Raw genomic sequence first — 22,257 nt, forward strand, 5'->3', positions numbered from 1 at the left:
TTGTTTGTAGATAAGCTAACCGTAAAGCCGAGCATAATAACCCCCGAGCGCCAGCAGATCCTGATGGCGACCCCGTTCGACGATCGTCCCTTGATTCATTACACTAATTAAATCTGCATGTTCCACCGTGCTGAGACGGTGAGCAATCAGAATCGTGGTGCGCCCCTTCATCAAAACATTCAGGGCCTGTTGTACCCAATGCTGGGATTCGTTATCCAGTGCGGAAGTCGCTTCGTCCAGCAGCAAAATTGGGGCGTTTTTGAGAATCGCCCGGGCGATTGCAATGCGCTGCCTTTGTCCGCCCGATAATGAGGCTCCCCTCTCTCCCACCGGAGTTTTATATTGTTCAGGAAGTTCCTGAACAAAATGATGAGCATATGCCGCTTTGGCTGCTTCGACCACTTCTTCTTCTGATGCGTCCGGGTTACCGTAGCGGATGTTTTCCTCAATCGTGCCGGTAAACAAAAACGGTTCCTGCGGAACGTATGCAATCTGCCTGCGAATTTCGTCCAGCGTGTAATGACCAAACGGTTTGCCTTGAAGCAAAATTTCACCGCTGTCCACAGGATAAAAGCCGAGTAACAGCTTGATCAGCGTACTTTTGCCGCTGCCGCTGGCTCCCACGATCGCAACAACCTGACCGGGAAACACTTGCATGGACATGTTTACAAGCACCTTTTTATCCGCCTGATAGGAAAATTCCACATCGCGAAATTCCACTGCAGCCTCAGACACAAGTTCGCTGTGAGGAGATCCCAGACGCTCCGGTTCCTCTTCCTCCCTTAACACCTCTTGAATCCGGTGAGCACCAGCGAGTGAATTTTGGGTCATCGACAGAACCGTCCCCAAGTTCAACAAGGCATGTGTCAGATTCACTTGCAGAACCGCCAGGGCAGCGACGCTTCCCATGCCCATCATTCCGTAGGCATACAGGAGACTGCCGATGACGATAATGCCGCAGAACGTAACATAGCTGATAAAATGGTTCACCGCTGCCTGCATGCCGTTCTTCTTAGCCGTTTGCCGAAGCGTCTGTGCCATTTGTTCGTTCAACGTCTCGTACTGGCTGTAGATCGTGCGGATGCGGAACAGCTTCACCATTTGAATACCGCCCATAAAATCTTTGAATTTTTCGGTCATTTTACCGAGTGTTTTCAAACCTTGTTCGGACAAGATGCGAATGTCTCGCGCAAATTTCAGGCTGACCACGGAGGATAATAGCAGTATGACGAAGGATACGCCGGCAAACCGCCAATCGATCAACACCATGGAGGCAATCGAGCCAATGCAAAAGACAACTTGAAGCAGCAACACAAAATAAACCTGCGAGAATGTAAACTCAACGGTCGTTACGTCATTGTTCACTCGCGAAAGCAAGTCCCCATGGTGTGTCTGCTCCAGGAATCTCGGCCGCACCCGGCACAGTTTGTCATACAGACGCTCGCGAATATTCAGCACCGTCAATTCGACACTACGCTGGTACAAATAAATGAACCAGGGAGAAATTATATTTTCCAGGAACAACGCCGCACCTAAAATAATAAAAGCATTCACCATTAGAGATGTATCTCGGGATACGGCAAAATCAACCAAGTTATGTACGACCAGACTGAAGGCGATTAGGAACAATGTCTGGGTGAGCGCCGTTACAGCAAGGCCTGTGGCGTACTGCGCTTTTTGCTTGCGGTTCATAAAGGTTAACAAGTAGCCGAGTTCTTTCACTTGCGAGAGTCGTCCGCTCTTTTTCATATGTACGCCACCTCCCTGCGTTCGGCAGACTCGGTAAATTCCTGGTAGTACGACTGGGCATACAGTCCCTTCATCTCCAGTAATTGTTCATGAGTACCCTTTTCCACAAGTTTTCCTTGTTCCATGACCCAAATCTCGTCTGCACTTTGTACCGTAGACAGCCGGTGGGCAATAACCATCGTCGTTCTTTGCTTCATCAATACACCCAGCGCTTCCTGAACCGCACTTTCAGACTCCGGATCAAGAGCCGATGTTGGCTCATCTAGCAGCAGAATGGGAGCATTCTTCAGAAAAGCCCTAGCCATGGCGATACGCTGGCGCTGACCGCCAGATAAGAAACCTCCACGCTCTCCGACATACGTCTGATAACCGCCGGGAAGCTGCATAATGAAAGAATGTGCCTGGGCTACTTTGGCTGCTTCAATGATCTCGTCCATCGATGCTTCTTCCCGCCCATAGCCGATATTTTCAGCGATCGTGCCGCTAAACAAATAGGAATCCTGAGTGACCACCGAAAAATGTGACCGAAGCTGCTCCGGATCGGCTCCTTCGATTAGGCTGCCGAATACGCGGATCTCGCCTTGATTCTCCGGAAGCGGATAAAAACCGCATACAAGTTTAAATACCGTGCTCTTTCCTCCACCGCTCGCTCCAACAAGCGCAATCGTCTTTCCTTCCGGCACGGAGAAGCTAACATTCCGCAGGATCGGGGAGTTTTCCTCGTACCCAAAGGTTACGTTCTGAAAATCGATAGGTGCTGCACTTGTTCTCGGAAGAGAACGGCCATTTTCCGTTTCGATCGGTTGCTCTACGATGTCGGAGACCCTTCTCAGGGCACCGGTCATTTCGAATGTGCGCGTGATGAGCTCGGGAATATGCTCCAGCGGCTCCAGACACAGATTCAGCAAGTATAGGAAGGCAACCAGCTCTCCCGCACCAAGCTGCCCTTGATAGATTAAATAGCTTCCGTAACTGACAGCGAAAATGATAGGACTGATCATCAGCGTGGAAAGAAGTGGGTTGACCCAGGCTTCACGCTTTTTCACGGCCAGCTTTTTTTGAGCTGTCAATTGCAGTAGCACTTGGTAGGAACGGGATAACATGCCGGATAACAGGTAGCTTTTTACAATAGGCATACCCCCAAGCGTATCCTGAAGGTTAACGTTCATTCGGCCCATGTTGGTCTGAGCTTCTTCCGTCAACCGTTCCAGCTGCTTGCCGATCCATTGGGAAACGAACAGCGCTAAAGGAAATAACAGCAGGCTGTACAGCATTAGCTCCCATTGGAGGTAGATCAAATAGGAGAAACAGCCGATGAACAATAGTGGATGATAGAACCACTGGGCTAGATCCCGAATCATAAACTGCTGGATGAGCTGCAGGTCATTGTTCATCCGCGACAACACGTCACCCGAGTGCTGCTTTTCCAAATAGGAGACCCGGAGTTTGCCGATATGATGCATAACATGGTTACGAATATCCTGCACCGCAGAAGCGCTGCTCCGCTCCACACCAAAGCTCATAAAAAACTTCGCTGGCACACCGATCAAGATGACCACAAAGACGGTGTACACGATTTGCAGAACGACTGGCCCCGCTCCTTCCTCGGCTTCGGTGGTCAGCCGCTCAATCAAACTTCCCGTCCATATTTCAATAACGGCGGCGGCAATCGCGGACAAGATACCGACAATCATCCAACCTTTGTGACGGTTCACATAGGACATCAGCCAGCGGAACGCTTTCCAGGTAGCGTAGGCAGTTTGGCGTTTGGAAGACGTCACCGCGCTTTGTTGTGGAGCAGGCGGCTGCCGGTCAGCTTCCATGCAGCACCCCAGCCTCCGCTTGAATCTGCCGCTTGACCTGCTCTAAAATGTTCCGGATGACTACGGCAGTTTCATCTACGCGCGCGAGTTCAAGCAATTCCTCATGCGCACCTTCCAGTCGGTAATCAGCATAAGCTTGCGTTGTTACCCCCCGCCAAGACGGCAACTGATGCTCCAGACGGAAAGCTTCGCTGTCCTTCGCAATCAGTTCGTAAATCCGGGCCGATATTGTGCCGGAATTAATCAGCTGTGCTTCATACGTCAAGGTTGCCTTGACCTTCCGATGAACCCGCTCTCGCACAAGTGGGCTGCTCATTAATTCCTTCTCTTCTTCCTCGAAATCGGCAAGCATTTCTTCAAGCTCTTTCTCCGACGTTTCAGCCGGTGTCAGCGTGTCTTTAATCCACGAGTCCACCATGAGTACGTCCGTTACAGAATACCCTCGTTTCTCCATCGTTTTGGCTACCTCGAACGTCAGGTTTCCTCCAAAGCAGTAACCTAGTAACACATAAGGTCCTTTGGGCTGGATGCTGACAATCTCATCCACATAGCGGTTCAGCATAGCCTCATAATTGTTGACAGCATCATCGATAAAATCAATACCGTAGAGCACGAATCGACCGTCCAGCCTGCTTGCTAGCTCTCGGTAACCGATACCGAACCCGCTGCCAGGAGGGAAGCAGAACACGTTCAAATCTCCTGCCTTATTCAGTTTAATGAAGGAGTCTCCCCCCTGATCCAGACCTAGATCCCCCTCCCCGAAAGCCATGGCTTCAACAGATAAATGATGGAATTGGCGGTTCAGCGGTACTTCAATACCCGTTTCATCGTAAACAGCTTGAACAAGCCTCATCAGACTTAAGGAGTTTCCACCAAGCTCAAAAAAGTTATCCTTTACGCCAACCTGCGGAATGCCAAGCGTATCCTGCCAGACGCGGGCGATCTTCATTTCGAGCAGCGTTCTCGGCGCGACATATTCCACTTCCAATGTCATAGCTTCCTCCGGTGCAGGCAGCGCTTTACGGTCGATTTTCCCGTTTGAGGTCAATGGCATCTGCGAAAGCTGCATAAGATGCGATGGGATCATATATCCTGGAAGCTGCTTGGCAAGCTCCTCCTTGAGTTCATGCGCCTTCAGTATCTTTTCCGCGACATAGTAGGCGACAAGCTGCTTTTGGCCGTTCGCGTCATCGCGGTCGAGCACCTTGGCTTCTTGCACAGTGGTGATCTTCAAAAGCTGCGTCTCGATTTCATCCAGCTCAATCCGGTAGCCGCGGATTTTCACCTGATGGTCGATTCGGCCCAGATATTCGATGTTGCCGTCCGGCAACCAAGCCGCCAAATCACCCGAGCGATACAGCTTCTCCCCCTCCGCAAACGGGGAATCGACAAATTTCTCTGCTGTCAGATCCGGGCGATTCAGATACCCTCTCGCCAGACCTTGCCCAGCCACATACATTTCACCTGCCACACCGATCGGCACAGGCCTGTGGTTTTCATCCAGAACATACACGCTCAATGTTGGGATCGGCTTACCGATATTGCTTTTCGCCGCTTTTATTTCGACCCACGTAATTTCCTTATATGTAACGTGAACTGTCGTCTCGGTAATACCGTACATATTGATCAGCTTTGTCTCCGGGTACTTCGTTTTGAAACCCTTAAGTAAAAGCGGACTCAGTGCTTCGCCTCCGAAGATAACGTTGCGAATCCGTAGCTCATAAGCATGATCTGATAGAACATTACGCAGCAGCTGATAGAAGTAGGTAGGCGTCTGGTTCAAAATCGTAACCTGTTCACGGCCCAGTAGTGCCAGGAACTCAGCTGGATTTTTTGCTGTGAGTGGCGGTACGATGACCAGTTTACCTCCGTTCAGCAGTGCTCCGTACATTTCCCAGACGGAGAAATCAAAGCAGAACGAGTGGAACAGCGTCCAAGTATCGGAAGGCCCGAAGTCAAACAGGTTCTTGTCGTTGAATAGGAGTCGTACAACATTTTTATGCTCAATCAACGTCCCTTTCGGTCTGCCGGTTGTTCCCGACGTGTAGATAACATAGGCCAGGTTGCTAGGACCAGAAATCGGCTCCAGGTTCGAAGTGTCCCATGTGTCTTCAGAGTCTGCCACTCTGTCATCCCAAACAAAATCATCTATCTCAATGCGTGTTCCTGCAAAGTCAGTCTTCTTATGCAGATGCTGTTGAATCAGCAATAACGGCGCGCCTGAATCCTCGATCATGAAGCCGATGCGCTCCTCCGGGTAATCGGGATCTACAGGTACGTAGGCTCCGCCCGCTTTGAGAATCGCCAGAATGCCCACCACCATATCCAGTGAGCGTTCCGCCAAAATCGCTACCAATTGATCTGCTTGAACTCCCGTCTCCCGCAACTTACGCGCAAGCCGATTGGATCGCTCATTCAGCTCGCGATAGGTCAGTTGCCGCTCATTCATGACGGCGGCTACGTTATTCGGGTAAAGCTCAGCCTGTTCTTCGAACAAACCATAAATCGTCTTTTCTCGATTGAACCCGGTTTCGGTATCATTAAATCGATTCAGCAACGTTTCTCTCTCGTCCGGGGACAGCACATCTGCTTGTCCAAGCTCCAGATCTGGTTGAAATAAAAGCACGGATAGTAGTCGAACCAGATGGTCGGTCGCCTGTTCCATAAAGGCCTGCTCGTACCGTTGCTCGTTAAAGCTTATTTCCAGCTGAATGGAGTGGTTCTGACGGTCGAAGCGAAAAAAGGTGTCCGTCGTCATCCGGTTAACCATCGGTTCGGGATGAATCGGGGTGAAGGATACTACCGTGTTGATGGCTGGCAGGCCGTCCCCCATATAGTCCAGATGAAGCTGTTCCACCATTTTTCGAAAAGGCAAGTGTTGATGTTCCAGTGCTTCTCCGATGGAAGCTTTAATGCCCCCGAGTAGCGTCTTCAACGTAATCTGTTGGTGTATAGACGTCTTAATCACCAAGATCTCATGCGGTGGAGGAGTCCCGTCGGGTTCTGCGTTATAAGAAGGCATGCCAACCAACACTTGATCCTGACCAGTATATTTGAATAGCAGGCTTTTCACTCCTGCCAAAACAATCATGTACAAAGCCAAATCCGAGCCATTTGCGAGGCGAATTATTCTCTCCGAAAGTTCGCTCGGCAGAGTACGACGAATCAGCCCTGGTTCAGCCGTAGCTTGGCCGTAAGCAGATAATTTGGAGGATTTACTGTAGGGAAGGAAGCTCAGGCTGTCATCGGTTTCAAACTTACCGCTCCAGTACCTTTCTTCCTTTTCAAACAAAGATTTCATCTGTACCTCCCCTAAAAATGAAGTGACCGCATGCCCCGGCGCAGATTCAAAAAGCTTAATTTGAACTGCGCATCTCCGGGCTTGCATGTTGTTCCCTGTCTTCCTTGAAACGCCCACCGCTTTCGCTTGATGGCGGATGCGCGCTTGTAGCATTAAAATGAGAATTCGATGGTATCGACGGCACTTTTGGCGCTTGCCACCGGTTTATGGCATTCAATTTGGCTTAGTTCCAGTTGCGGATTCTCCACAATTTGAGACAGTACCCGCAGGTAATCCTCTGTCAAGGCACGGATCATCGATTCTTTGAACAGCTTGGTGGCGTAGAAGAAGCCTCCGCTCAATGCTCCGTTGTTTTCATACATAAACAGTGTTAGATCAAACTTTGCTTCTTCCAATTGGTCAAGTTCATAATTCTTCAGGCTGACTCCTTCCAGTTCAACGTCTTGTTCCTCGATATTTTGCAAGTCGAAAACGGCATCGAACAACGGGAAGCGCCCTGGTTCCCGCTTCACATTCAAACGCTCCACGAACTCTTCAAATGGATAATCCTGATTCTCGAAAGCACCCAAAGCTGTCTCCTTCACTTCTTCAAGATAGGACAAAAACGTTTTGTTACCAGACGGACGATTGCGGAGTGCCAGCGTATTAACAAACATCCCGATGACCGATTCCAAATCAGCATTTGTTCTTGCCGCCACCGGGGTACCCACGATCAAGTCATCCTGCCCGCTGTACTTGGACAGCAGCACGGTATAAGCCGCAAGTAACACCATATACAGCGTGCTTTCACGCTCGGCTGCCAATTGGCGTAACCGCGCAGAAAGAGAAGCTTCGACATCGAAATCCAGATGCATGCCTTCGTAGTCGCGAACCGCAGACCGCTCGTAATCCATTGGAAGGTCTGCCGTCGGCAGATCACCTTCGAAAGTTTTCAGCCAGTACGCTTCCTGCTTCCCGATCCGGTCTTGATGAGCCTTCGACTGCTGCCAGACGGCGTAATCCTTGTATTGAATGCGCAGTGGTGGTAGTTCTTCCCCTGCGTATAAAAGCGAGAACTCATCCATCACAATCGCCATCGATATACCGTCAGATACAATATGATGCATGTCGAAAAGAAGAATATGCATGTTTGGCTCCAGCTCAATAACTCCGGCGCGCAGAAGCGGAGGCTTACCGAGATCAAACGGACGAACGAAGCTACGAATGATCTGCTCGATATGAACCGCATCCTCTTGATCCGCTTGATGATGCTCAATCACAAAATCGACCTGTGCGTAAATCCGTTGAACCGCTTCGCCCTTCACGATTTCAAAACCGGTGCGTAGCGATTCATGCCGTGTGATTAATTTCCGCAAAGCATCTTCCAACCGGCCTAAATCAAGCTCACCTTCCAACTGCACCAGCTCTGGCATATTGTAAAGCTGATCTGCTCCGTCGAGTGTGTGCTGAATAAAAAGCCTTTTCTGTGCGGAGGACAGAGGGTAGTACGCTCTCTCTTCCGCTTGAGGGATGGTCTCATGCTCCCACCGTTCCATCCGGGCAATAGCATCAGCCATCGCCGCAATCGTGGAGTGACGGAATACGTCACGCAGTGGCAAGTTGACGTTTAATTCCTTAAATACCTTGCCCGCGAGCGTCGTCGCTCGCAAGGAGTGGCCGCCGATGTCGAAGAAGTTGTCGTAAACGCCGATTTCCTTCGCAATCCCCAGAACTTCCTGCCAAATTACCACCAGCTTCGTTTCCAGCTCATTACGTGGTGCGACATACTCTGTTCCGCCTCCCCCTTCCCCTTCTGGCGCTGGCAGCGCCTTCCGATCAATCTTTCCGTTCGGTGTCAGAGGCAGATGGTCAAGCTCCACAAAGTATGAAGGGATCATATATCCTGGCAACTCCTTTGCCAGTGCACTACGCAGATCATTCACTGCCAGCTTCGCTCCAGGATCTGGCGTGTAGTATGCGCAGAGCGCCTTCTGCCCGTTTGCGTCACTTTGAACCAGTACCACCGTTTCGCGCACGCCTTCTACCCGCAGCAATCGCGACTCGATCTCACCCGTTTCAATCCGGTACCCCCGAATTTTGGCCTGGTTGTCAATTCGGCCGATGAAGTCCACGTTGCCGTCCTCCATCCACCGCGCCAAGTCTCCCGTGCGGTACAATCGCTCACCTACGGCAAACGGACTGTCTACGAACTTTTCTTCTGTCAGGTCCGGACGATTCAAGTACCCGCGTGCGACCCCAACTCCGCCGATAACCAACTCGCCAAGTACACCAACGGGCACTGGGTTCAGATGCGCATCCACGATGTAAAACTTCGCATTTAACCATGCTTTACCGATAGGCACATGGCCAGTCTGCTGCAGACTTGTCAGCGGCTCATCGTAGAAACTGGAGTCGATTGCCGCTTCCGTCACGCCATAGGCGTTGATGATCCGGAATATCGAGCCATAGCGTTCCTGCAAGGTTCGGTAATCCGCTATGCTACAGCTGTCTGAACTCGTGATCAACAGTTCCATCCCGCTTATGTCTAGCTCCTGCTCGTGTACGTATTCCATAAACGGCACGATGAGCGCTGGCGTCGATTCAAAAATGGTCACCCGCTCCTGCTCGATCCAGTGGTGCAGACGAGACGGATCAATCCGGTCGTCCTTCGGCACAATCACCATTGTGCCTCCGTTGTACAGCGTACGCGCAATATCGCCCACAAACACATCGAATGAGAAGCTGGCGAGCTGCAGCAGCCGCACCGGGAACTGATCTAACTTGTATTCCCGACGGTAACCCGCCGCTGTGTTCACCAGACTGCGATGCTCAATCATAACGCCCTTCGGCTTGCCGGTTGTTCCCGACGTGTAAATAACGTACGCCAGATCCTCCGGACGCGCTTTATGGAAATCGCCCATGCCATTGACATCAACAACATTTAAGTGTCTTCTATCACCATTCACAACACCCGTCAGCTTGCCGGAAACCGTACCAGAATCCATACAGTTAGCTATTCTCGAGCCTTTGTCACGACCCATCGGTGCATTAGCCCACTCTTCGCTGTACGACGTTTCATCATCAAGGTACAGAACCGCTGATAGCACCGAATCTTTGTTACTGATCCAAGCTTCGGCACGCTCTCGCAGCGGTCTTTGCGTCAGCAGCACCTTCGCTCCGCTGTCTTCAAGCATGAACCGCACGCGGTCTGCCGGATAGTCCGGGTCGAGCGGTACATACGCACCACCTGCTTTCCAAACAGCCAGTACTGCCACCAACAGGTCTACCGATCGCTCGGCAAGAATACCAACGATTGTCTCCCGCCCGATTCCGCTTGCACGCAGCGTAGCCGACAAACGGTTCGATCGCTCGTTCAATTCCGCATACGTCAGCCTGTCATTCTCGTAAACAACGGCTGTCTCTTCCGGTATATGTTCAACCTGTTCCTCGAACAGATGGTGGAACGCAGCCGCAGGAGCCAATTCCGGTTGCACCGGGTTAAAATCTTCGAGAATTTGGTCTTCTTCCTCTGAAGTCAGCAAGCTCAGCTCGGCGATCTTTGCATCCGGGCGGTTTATGATCATTACGAGCAGCTGCTCGTAATGTTTAGCCAACCGTTCGATCGTCTCTCTTTTGTAAAGAGCCGTCGCATATTCGAAGCTGTAATCCAAGCCTCCATTCTCCTCGCCCACATCCAAGCTGATATCAAATTTGGCGGTATCCAGCTCGTTTGGATAAGGGATCAGGCGAAGACCTTCCAACTCAAATTCTTCGTTCTCCGTATTCTGCATCGTAAACAGTGTGTCGAAAAGTGGATTTCGGCTTAAATCACGGTTGACTTGAACCTTGTCCACCAATTCTTCGAACGGATAGTTTTGATGCTCGAAAGCGTGGAGAGTCGTTTCTTTCACTTCGTTCAGGTATGACAGGAATGTCTTCTCCGAAACCGGATAACTGCGGATGGCCAGCGTATTTAAGAAAATCCCGATTAACGGCTGCACGTCTCCATGGTTCCTTCCGGCAATCGGTGTACCGACAATCACATCTTCCTGACCTGAATATTTGTGCAGAAGCACGTTATATGCCGCGAGTAGAACCATAAACAGCGTCGTACCTGTTTCCGAGGCAAGCTGCTTCAGGCTGTCTGTTCTAGAAGAATCCAAGAAAAATTCCATTGTCTGACCCTCATAGTTCTGCACAGAAGGACGCGGATAGTCGGTCGGCATTTCGAGCACCGGAAGTTCGCCTTGGAACATGTCCAGCCAGTACGCCTCCTGATGCTGAAGCCTTTCCTTCTGCTCCTGCGAATGTAGCCAAACGGAGTAGTCTTTGTACTGAATGCCCAGAGGTTCCAATGACTCTCCCCGGTACAGGCGGACAAATTCTTCGATAAAGATCTCCATTGATACGCCGTCAGAAATAATGTGATGCATGTCGTACATGAGAATATGGCGTTCTGGAGCAAGCTCTACGAGACCCACTCTTAGCAGCGGAAGTTTTGCCAAATCAAACGGACGGACGAAACGGTGAACGATCTCCTCAGCTTCTTGCTCATCCGCTTGATAGAACTCCACGGCAAAATCTACATCCTCGTAAATCCGCTGCGATGCTTCGCCATCTACCATTTCAAATCCGGTACGCAGCATTTCATGCCGCATTATGAGCTTGCGGAACGCTTCTTCGAACCTTGCCTGATCCAAAGTACCCTCCAGCAGCATTGCTTCTGGCATGTTGTAGCTAAGCTCCGCACCTTCCAGTTGGTTCAGGATATAAAGACGTTTTTGGGCAAAAGATTGCGGATAAACCTCTCGGTCATCTGCCACCGGAATGGAAACAAATTTCTGTTCATTTAACCGTGAAATGGCTACTGCCATGCTCTCGATGGTGGAATGACGGAACACGTCACGCAGAGGCAGATCTACGTTCAACTCTTGGTGAACCTTGCTAACCAGCGTCGTCGCACGCAGAGAGTGACCGCCAATGTCGAAGAAGTTATCATAAACGCCAATTTCCTTTGTTAACCCCAAAACCTCCTGCCATATCAACGCCAGCTTCGTTTCCAGCTCATTGCGCGGTGCGATGGACTCCGTTCCACTTGCTGTTTCCCCTTCTGGTGCTCGCAGCGCCTTCCGATCGATTTTCCCGTTCGGTGTCAGAGGTAGAACCTCAAGTTCTACGAAGTATGACGGGATCATGTAGCCCGGCAACTCCTGTGCCAGTCTACTGCGCAGATCGTTTACTGCCAGTTCAGCTCCGGTATCTAGCGTGTAATAGGCACATAGCGCTTTTTGACCAGTCGCATCACTTCGAACCAGAACCACTGTTTCTCGCAAGCCTTCCACGCGCTGCAACTGGGACTCAATCTCCCCAGTTTCAATTCGATACCCCCGGATTTTCGCCTGATTGTCGATCCGGCCGATGAAATCCACGTTGCCGTCTTCCATCCACCGCGCCAAGTCTCCTGTGCGGTATAACCGTTCACCCTCAGCGAATGGACTATCGACGAATTTCTCTTCGGTCAATTCTGGACGATTCAAATATCCGCGCGAGACCCCAACTCCGCCGATAACTAGTTCGCCCAGTACTCCGACAGGCACTGGATTGAGGTGTGCATCCACAATGTAAAACTTCGCGTTTAGCCACGCTTTGCCAATTGGCACATGGCCTGTTTGCGGCAACATTGCCAGTGATTCGTCATAGAAACTGGAGTCGATTGCCGCTTCCGTCACGCCATAGGCGTTGATGATTCGGAACAGCGATCCAAAGCGTTCCTGCAAATTCCGGTAATCCGCCACACTACAGCTGTCCGAGCTTGTAATTAACAGCTCCATCCCGCTCATATCCAGCCCATGCTCATACACGTATTCCATAAACGGCACAATTAACGCTGGCGTCGATTCAAAGATGTTAATTCGCTCCTGCTCAATCCAGTAGTATAGACGGGACGGATCAATCCGATCGTCCTTCGGCACGATGACCATCGTGCCTCCGTTATACAGTGTGCGTGCGATATCACCTACGAACACATCAAACGAGAAGCTAGCAAGCTGCAATAGCCGCACCGGGAACTGATCCAACCGATATTCCCGACGGTAGCCCACCGCCGTGTTCATCAGACTGCGATGTTCGATCATTACGCCCTTCGGCTTGCCCGTTGTTCCCGACGTGTAAATTACGTAGGCTAGATCCTCCGGACGAGCCTCATGGAAGCTGTACATGCCATCGACATCAACAACATTTAATTGGTTCTCATCGCCGCCACCATTCCCAGCTCCTGTCAGATTGCCAGAGACCATACCAGAAATAATGCTGGAGCCTTGGCCAATATCCATTGACGCGTTCGCCCACTCCTCGCTGTACGACATTTCTTCATCAAGGTACAGCACCGTCGACAACGCCAGTTCCTCATCGCTAAGCCAGGCTTCGGCGCGCTCACGCAGTGGTCTTTGCGTCAGCAGCACCTTCGCTCCGCTGTCTTGTAGCATGAACCGCACACGATCTACCGGATAGTCCGGATCAAGCGGTACATAAGCACCGCCTGCTTTCCAAACCGCCAGAACGGCCACCAGCAAGTCGACCGAACGCTCGGCGAGAATACCAACGATCGTTTCCCGGCCGATGCCGCTTGCACGCAACGTAGCCGACAAACGGTTCGCCCGTTTGTTCAGCTCTGAATACGTCAGCCTGTTATTCTCATACACAACAGCTATCGCTTCGGGCGTTCGTTCCGTCTTTTTCTCAAACAGACGGTGGAACGCGACTGTAGGAGCTGATTCCACCCGTACCGGATTAAAGGCGTCCAGAATTTCTTTCTCCTCTGACGTCAACAAGTTCAACTCGGCAATCTTTGCATCCGGGTGACTTATAATCGCCTTAAGCAATTGTCCAAAATAAGTCGACAGCCGCCGGATTGTACTTTCTTTATAAAGAGCCGTTGCGAATTCAAAGCTGCACTCCAAACCGCCGTTCTCTTCTGTAACATCCACACTCAAGTCGAACTTGGCTGAGCCGTATTCGCTAGGGTAAGGGGACAATTTCATCCCTTCCAACTCTAGCTCTTTATCCTCCAAATTTTGCAAGGAGAACATGGTGTCGAACAACGGGTTGCGGCTTAGATCCCGGCTAACCTGCACTTTATCGACAAGCTCTTCAAACGGATAATTCTGATGCTCGTAGGCGCCTAAGGTCGTTTCTTTCACTTCTTCCAAATACGACAGGAAAGTCTTCTCCGAAGCGGGATGATTGCGGAGCGCCAGCGTATTGACGAACATTCCGATTAACGGCTGCGTGTCTACATGTGTTCTGCCTGCAATCGACGTTCCAACGATCAAATCGTCCTGACCTGTGTATTTATGCAAAAGCACGGTATATGCTGCAAGTAGCACCATATACAGCGTCGATCCTGTTTGAGCAGCTAACTGCTTTAAGCCTTCGTTTGTTGCAGGGTCTACGAAGGACGTAAGCGTCTGTCCCTCAAAGCTTTGTACAGCAGGACGCGGATAATCCGTCGGCATTTCCAAAACCGGTAACTCCCCCCGGTAACGATCCAACCAGTATACTTCCTCGCGTTTCAACTGCACCTCTTGTTCATCCGACTGTTGCCATACAGCGTAGTCCTTATATTGAATATGCAAAGGCTTTAATGAATGGCCGTCATACAAACGAACCAGTTCATCAACGAAAACGTCCATTGAAACCCCGTCAGAGATGATATGGTGCATGTCGAACATCAATAGATAACGATTGGTTCCCAGCTCTACGAGTTCTGCTCGCAACAGTGGAGGTTTCGCCAAGTCGAAAGGCCGGATGAAGTCATGTACAACTTTTGGTGCTTCCTCTTCGCTAGAATGATAGTACTTAAGAGTGAAGTCGAGGCTCTCGTAAATGCGCTGTACAGCTTCACCTTGTACGATCTCGAAGCCTGTTCGTAATGTTTCATGCCGTGCAATTAGTCCGTGGAAAGCCTTTTCCAACAGGCTCCGATCAATCGATCCTTCCAACAGCAACACACCCGGCATATTGTAGCTCTGATCTGCTCCTTCCAGCTGATTCAGGATGTACAACCGCTTCTGAGCTGAAGAAAGTGGATAATATTCTCTTACGCCTGCCAGCGGAATTGACGAGAACGACTGCTCTCCGATTCGGGAGATAGCGAGAGCCATCTCTTCGAGCGTCGAGTAGCGGAATACGTCACGCAAAGGCAATTCAACGTACAGATCCTGGTGGATCTTGCTCACTAGTTTCGTCGCCCTCAAGGAATGTCCACCTAGGTCAAAGAAATTGTCATGAACGCCGATAACCGCTAGTCCGAGCACGCTTTTCCAAATTTCGGCCAAGCCGACCTCCAGTGGAGTCCGAGGCGGAATATGTCCTTCGCCCGGTTGCAAACTTTCCTCAGGTTCCGGGAGAGACCTGCGGTCGACCTTGCCATTCGTGGTCAGCGGGAGCCTTTCCAACTGGATCAGATACGTCGGTATCATATAAGCTGGAAGTTCCTGTGAAAGCGCACTCTTCAGCTCAGCTGTTGGAAGCTCAATGTCTGCTTCATAATAAGCGCAAAGATGCTTTTCACCAGAGATATTTTCCCGCGCGAATACCGTTGTTTTCCGAACCCCCTCCACTTTTTGGAGCTGAGCTTCGATCTCACCCAACTCAATGCGGAAGCCGCGGATTTTCACTTGATCATCCGTCCGTCCTACATAATCAATCGTACCATCCGGCAACCATTTCGCCAGGTCTCCTGTTCGGTACATGCGCTCTCCTGGCATAAACGGATTAGCTACGAATTTCTCGGCAGTCAGCTCCGGCCGATTATTGTAACCTTGTACCAAGCCCTCTCCACCAATGCAAAGCTCCCCGGCCACTCCAACAGGCAAAAGCTTGTTCTGGCTGTCGACGATATACACCGTCGTATTGCTGATCGGCCGTCCGATAGGCACAGTAACCGCCGAATCATCTACGAAGTCAACTGGAAGATACGTGGTATAAACCGTACTTTCCGACGGGCCGTACAGGTGATTAAGCTTCCCTGGTCCAATATGGGCGAGCGCTTTACGCACATGACCGACCGACACACGCTCTCCTCCGAACAAAATTGCCCGGACATCCTGCAGACAATTGACGTTCACATCTACAAGCACATTAAAGAAAGCTGTCGTAATCAGCATGACCGATATATGCTCGCGCTGAATGAGATCTGCTAGCTGACCAATCTCTAACAAAGTATCGCGAGGAACCAGCACCAGCCGTGCTCCGTTGGTCAAAGCTCCGAAAATATCAAAAATTGCTCCGTCAAACGAATAGCTCGAAAGTTGAAGGACATGGTCCTGTTCAGTGATATCGATATAATTCGTATTTCGCACAATCCGCACGATGTTGCGGTGTGAAACAAGGTTGCCTTTCGGCTTACCCGTCGTGCCAGACGTATAGATGATGCACGCCAGATCCGTTGCTTCAGTGTCTGAATTTAGATTTGTCCTGTCCTCATGATAGAAGGAATCGACATCCAGTAAAATCACGGATACCGAACCCATCAGACGCTCGCGCAAACGGCTCTGCGTCAGCATGACCTGTGCCGCTGAATCCTCAATTAAAAAACGGATACGCTCCTCTGGATACTCCGGGTCAATCGGAACGTAACCCGCTCCGGCCTTGTGTACCGCCAACATACCGACTACCATTTCGATGGAGCGCTCAGCCATGATGGCAACCAGACGACCTTTGCATATCCCGTGGCTGCGCAAGGTACGGGCAAGGCGATTAACATATTCGTTAAGCTCCCGGTAAGTCAACTCTTGCTCATTCAAGGAGATGGCAATTGCATCCGGGATGCGATCTGCTTGCTCTTCGAACAATTGAATAAGTGTCTTCCCACGCGGGAATTCCGTTGTGGTATCGTTAAAACGTCCGAGAAGGTCTGCCTTTTCTACCTCTGTCACAAGATCCAGATCGCCCACAGTAATTTCCGGATGTTCAGTCACCTGCTCCAGCAGATGCACAAGATGCCCCTTAAGCCGCTCAATGCTGCCTTTATCGAACACTTCGGCGTTAAAGTCAAAACGAATTTCAATCTCGGCTCCCGGTACCACGGTCACGTTGAAGTCATAGTTCGTCTGCTCCTCCATCTGAACCTCAGCGATCGTCAGGTCACCGTGTTGCTGGTCACCTGCCTGCTCCATCTGCTCATCCACCGGATAGTTCTCGAAAGCAATGATATGGTTGACCAGGTTCTGCTTTTGCACGCTGCGAGCTTGAATTTCATACAGAGGATAGTAGTCATAATTCCCGGAATCCAGCGCCCGTTCTTGAAGCTGCGCCATCAAATCGGTAAACTGGGTATCCGCTTCACTCGTCACGCGGACCGGAACCGTATTGATGAACAGCCCGATCATCGACTCAATACCAGGGATTTCTACGGGTCTTCCGGCTACGACGCTGCCGAATACGGCATCATTTGTCCCGTTATACTTTTGCAGCATCACGCCCCAGGCGGCTTGCAGCAGTGTATTAACCGTAACTAGGTGTTGTTTCGCCACCTGGTCCATACTCTCGCTCAAGTCCTTGCCTAGCTCGGCGGTGACGTGATCAGCCGTGAATTTGCCGTTCGGCGCAGGTTCTTTTTGTCCCGGAAGTACAGTTTGCCCTTCATAACCTTCCAGGAATGATGTCCAATAGGCTGATGCCGCCTGATCGTCCTGTTTCTCCAACCATTCGATATAAGCTCCATAATCTGAGCCTTTATCTACTGCCAGCTCCTTGCCGGACACCAAGGCCGCGTACGTCTCAAACAGCTCATGTGTCAGCTGCGGCAAGCACCAACCGTCCATCAGAATATGCTGAAAACTCCAGAGCACATGATAACTTTGTTCTTCCGTACGCAGGATCGTAACTCGAATGAGCGCATCACATTCTAGATCGAAACCGCGAAGCTTATCACTCTCGGCTTTTTTGTCCAAATACGCTTGTTTCTCGTCCGCCTGCAAATGAAGCAAATCTTCATATTCAAAACCGATTGGCTTGTCGCGGTATATGACTTGCATTGGCTCGCCCGCTGAACCTTTCACAAAATTTGCCCGCAGTACCAGATGACGTTTCGCTAGTTCTGTCCAACTCTTCTCGAAAAGCTGGACGTTCAGTGCTCCACGCATCGTAAAACGTGTCTGTTCGAAGTAAGCGGCTGTTTGTAGATCAAGCGCACTTTGAAACCACATACCCTTCTGCATCGGCGTAAGCGAGTAAATATTTTCGATTTCGCCCATATGGCTTGAACGCTGAGAAATTTGCTCCAATTCTGTGATGGTCAAACCCTTAAATTGCAGGTCGCTCGGTGTCAATTCGGTATTCTCTTTATCCGCACAGTGGATAATGAGCTCTCGGAGACTTTGCCCAAGCATCTGACCGAAGGCTTCCATTGTTTCCTTGCGATATTGCTTCCGGCTGTAACTAAGATCGAGTGACAAAGCGCCATCCAGCACCATACCGTTGATATCCAGCACAAAGCTGCGGGCTTGCCTAGCACTAGCCGGATTACCGCTGGAATAAAAAGATATACCGATCTCTTCTTGATTCGCATCATCGTCGAACTGGCCGAGGTAGTTAAAATTAATTTCCGGTTCAGCACCCCAAACAGAGCCATCCTCCGGCTTAGAGAGATAACGGCATATGCCGTACCCTAGCCCCTTATTCGGAATAAGGCGCAATCTTTCCTTAACCTGTTTAATCTGGTAAGCCAAGTCCCGGTCAGTTTCAGGCTCCAGAATTACCGGAAACTTGGTCGTAAACCAGCCAACTGTACGTGTAATATCAATATCTGTTCCGATTGATTCACGCCCGTGCCCTTCGAGATTGATTCGCACCCGTTCATGTCCCGTCCACTTGCGAACAGCTATACCAAGCGCCGTTACCAAAATATCGTTCATTTCGGTGTTATAGGCCCGGTGCACTCGTTTCAGCAAAAGCTCTGTTTCTTCGGAAGTCAGACAAACGAAAAGTGATTCGCTGTCCTGCTGCGTCGTAACGTCTGTCTCGATATCCTTCGGTATTGCAGGGACCGCAATTTGTTCTATCGCCTGCCAATAAGCCCGTTCCTTTGCTATCTCTGGACTTTGCGCGTAATCTGCTAGCTGCTCTGACCAAGTTCGATACGCATCCGTTTTCGCCGGAAAACGAAAGTCCTCCCTTTTGCCTGCCTGCTCGTAACCCAGGGCGAAGTCCTCCATCAAAATCCGCCATGATACACCGTCCACCACGGCATGATGAACTGCGAGCAGCAAATGATCGCCGTCCTCACATTGGAACAACCCTGCCTTTACGAGGGGGCCGTTTTCCAGATCAATTTCCGCTTGAATTTCCGTTGATTTTGTTTCCACAACCTGCCCGGTATCCACCGCATTCTTCAAGTCGAACACGTCCAACGTGAATAGATCACCTTCCTGAATCGAGCGGTTTCGGGCACTAACCCCTTGGTCCGTTTTCTGGAATACCATCCTCAAGGCGTCATGATGCTCGACCAGCATTTGCAGTACTTGACCTACTGCATCTTCGTCGAAGCGTTCCTTCCGGTAAAGCATCACCGACTGATTGAAATGGTGTGAGTCTTCAAAAGAGCTCTCGAAATACCAGTGCTGAATCGGCGTCAGCGCCGTTTCACCCGTTATTTCGCCTTGATCGATGGTACGTCCGATCGGTTTTACATGCAGGCTGAGCTGCGAGATCGTCGGATATTTGAACAAATCCCGAATTTCCAGCTTGTACCCGGCTTGATGAAGCCGCGAAGATACTTGGATGGACTTGATCGAGTCTCCGCCAAGCTCAAAGAAATGATCCGTTACTCCAACACGATCAGCATTCAATACTGCCTGCCACACTTCGGCAAGCGTTCGCTCAGCTTCATTGCGGGGAGCTACGTACGTACCACTCGTCAGTGCGTTTCCTTCCGGAGCGGGCAGAGCCTTGCGATCAATTTTGTCGTTCGGTGTAAGCGGCATCCGTGGAAGCTGAACAAAGTGTGCCGGAATCATATAATTCGGCAATTTTTGCGCCAGCGCACTTCTCAAATCGCCGAGAGTAAGCGAGTGACCCGCGACCAGGTAAGCACACAGTTCTTGCCCGCTTTTGCCTTCCCGCGCGATTACGATTGTCTCCTGCACGGAGTCAATCTTTAGAAGCTGCTCTTCGATCTCGCCGATCTCAATTCGGAATCCACGAATTTTCACCTGATGATCGATCCGGCCCAAGTACTCCAGATTTCCATCTGGCAACCAGCGGGCGAGATCTCCCGTCCGGTATAGGCGTTCTCCCGGGATAAACGGATGTTCCACGAACTTCTCTGCTGTCAGCTCCGGTTGGTTCAGGTACCCTCTCGCTAGCCCCACGCCTGCAACGCACAGCTCGCCGTCCACTCCTGGAGGCACAAGTTGCAGGTGGGCATCCAGAATAAAAATCTGGTGATTGGCCAATGGACGACCGATTGGAATAACTCTGTGCTGCGACTGCTCCTCATCTGCATCCCAAAGCGTCGTAACAATAGAAGCCTCAGTTGGTCCGTAAGCATTAAAATAGTGAACCTTTGTTTTCCATTGCTGCACGAATTCGGCCGATACCGCCGACCCTCCCGTTACAAGCTTTGTTAGACTGGGAAGGCGGTCCGGATGCAAATGAGCACTGTACGTCGGAGGCAAAATCGCTGCCGTAATCGCATGCTTGTTCATATAACTTTCGAACAGACGAGTGTCGAGAATCGTCTCGGCCGTCGGGATATATAAAGCCGCGCCAAAATAGAGCGCTTTGAATATTTCCCAACAAGATGCGTCAAATGACAGGCTGGCAAATTGAATGATCCGGTCATGCTCCGTGATGCCCAAACTATCCGCGAACATCAGCTTCAAGCTGACCAAACCACGATGCTCCAGCATAACTCCTTTGGGTTTGCCCGTCGTACCTGACGTATAGATGACATAAGCAAGATCATTTGGACCGCTAGCTGGCTCAAGGTTTGAGCCATCATCGTTATAGGCTTGCTCGTCATCCATAGCCAGTACAGTTCCTTCGAATGCCACCTGCTGCAACAATTCCTTTTGAGTCAGTAGCATCTGCGCGTTTGAGTTCTCCAAAATGTAGCGTATTCGTTCTTCCGGGTATTCCGGGTCGATTGGCACGTAGGCACCGCCAGCTTTCAGAACTGCCAGAATGCCGACAACTGTCTCCAGCGACCTTCTGGCCATCAAACCTACCAGTTGATTGGGTACCACACCGACTGATCGCAACGTCCGCGCCAGCCGGTTCGCCCGTTCGTTCAACTGCGCATACGAAAGCCGCTGCTCCTCAAAGACAACCGCCGTCGCTTCGGGCACACGCTGCACTTGCTCCTCCACGAGTTGATGAATTGTCCGATCACGAGCGTAGTCCTTCTCCGTGTCGTTGAAACTTTGCAACACTTGAATTTTCTCGTCCTCTGACAGCATCTCCGCCCGTACGATGTCCAGCTCCAGTTCGTGAAGCCCCACAGTCAGCAGGCGATCTAGATGACCGACGACCCCAGTCATGAAGACGGAGTCATATAAGTGTTCATTATATGAGAGCGCAAGCTGTATCGTCCCCCCGGTTAAGCTGAATGCAAAGGAACAATCCGTGACCATGTTTTGCCCGATCTCATCCAGGTGTAATTCCCTAAGGGACACTAGCGTATGGACAACAGGTATACCGTCTATATATTGCAGATCCAACTTCTCCGTCATTTTTAAGAAAGGAATATGTTGGTGCTGAATTGCTTCCGGCAAGGAAGTTCTCAGTTCGCTCAAAAGCGTTTTAAAAGTTGCCCCCGTAGGAAGTGAGTTTTTCAAAATAACTGTATGATTAACGGAACGGCGTTCCTCCGCTTTTTTCCGTACAACTGGCATACCAACCAGAATGTCAGAAGTGCCTGTATATCTATGCAGGAGCGACTGAACACCAGCAAGCAAGATCATAAAAACAGCCAGCGGAGCGCCCTTGCTCATTTGAAGTACACGTTGTGCTGCTTTCTCCGAAATCGAACCGCTGACTGTTGTCATCATCGGTGCCAGCGATCCTGGAGTTTTGCTGTAAGGCAACCGCGTCAAGGTATAGTCATCGCTACCTAATGTTTCATTCCAAAACAACGTTTCTTTTTCAAAAGCCACCTGGATCGTTCCCCTCTCTTCATCGGTAAAAGCAATCCGGCAGAGCATATACCACAGCAATGCTGCCCGCCTTTTCAAAAAATGTAACAACAAATATCATGGCTTTCACAGGATCACCGTTCCACTTGTTCGGTTGATCACATGAGGCAGCCCTCTGCCTTGCAATTGTGCCATTAGTTCCATGCGTAAAAGATAGTAAAAAAACATCGATCCTCACAAAAGGTGCTGCTTCTATCTCCCTTGTTTC

At 50.5% G+C, this 22,257-nt stretch carries 4 protein-coding genes; all 4 read right to left on the reverse strand.

Features of this window, described 5'->3' with window-relative positions; genetic code table 11:
• Nucleotides 1–15 precede the first annotated feature (15 nt).
• The 4 genes from AB4Z30_RS25830 to AB4Z30_RS25845 all read right to left on the reverse strand — a co-directional run bounded on the left by AB4Z30_RS25830 (nucleotide 16) and on the right by AB4Z30_RS25845 (nucleotide 22,058).
• Nucleotides 16–1,749 carry an ABC transporter ATP-binding protein gene (locus AB4Z30_RS25830; RefSeq protein WP_441930297.1) on the reverse strand — a complete coding sequence of 578 codons (1,734 nt, stop codon included), beginning with the start codon at nucleotides 1,747–1,749 and terminating at the stop codon, nucleotides 16–18.
• Nucleotides 1,746–3,572: an ABC transporter ATP-binding protein gene (locus AB4Z30_RS25835; RefSeq protein ID WP_441930298.1), complete on the reverse strand. Its 1,827-nt coding sequence runs from the start codon at nucleotides 3,570–3,572 to the stop codon at nucleotides 1,746–1,748. Before AB4Z30_RS25835 ends, AB4Z30_RS25830 begins: the two co-directional genes overlap by 4 nt.
• On the reverse strand, nucleotides 3,562–6,873 hold the full coding sequence (locus AB4Z30_RS25840) for a non-ribosomal peptide synthetase (RefSeq protein WP_441930299.1): 3,312 nt from the start codon (nucleotides 6,871–6,873) through the stop codon (nucleotides 3,562–3,564). The genes AB4Z30_RS25835 and AB4Z30_RS25840 overlap by 11 nt, the downstream gene beginning before the upstream one ends.
• Nucleotides 6,874–7,025: 152 nt before the next feature.
• Nucleotides 7,026–22,058, reverse strand: a complete 15,033-nt coding sequence (locus tag AB4Z30_RS25845) for an amino acid adenylation domain-containing protein (protein ID WP_441930311.1) — start codon at nucleotides 22,056–22,058, stop codon at nucleotides 7,026–7,028.
• Nucleotides 22,059–22,257 lie beyond the last annotated feature (199 nt).

The sequence above is a fragment of the Paenibacillus sp. 2TAF8 genome, assembly GCF_052114825.1.
In the GTDB taxonomy this organism is placed as follows: domain Bacteria; phylum Bacillota; class Bacilli; order Paenibacillales; family Paenibacillaceae; genus Paenibacillus.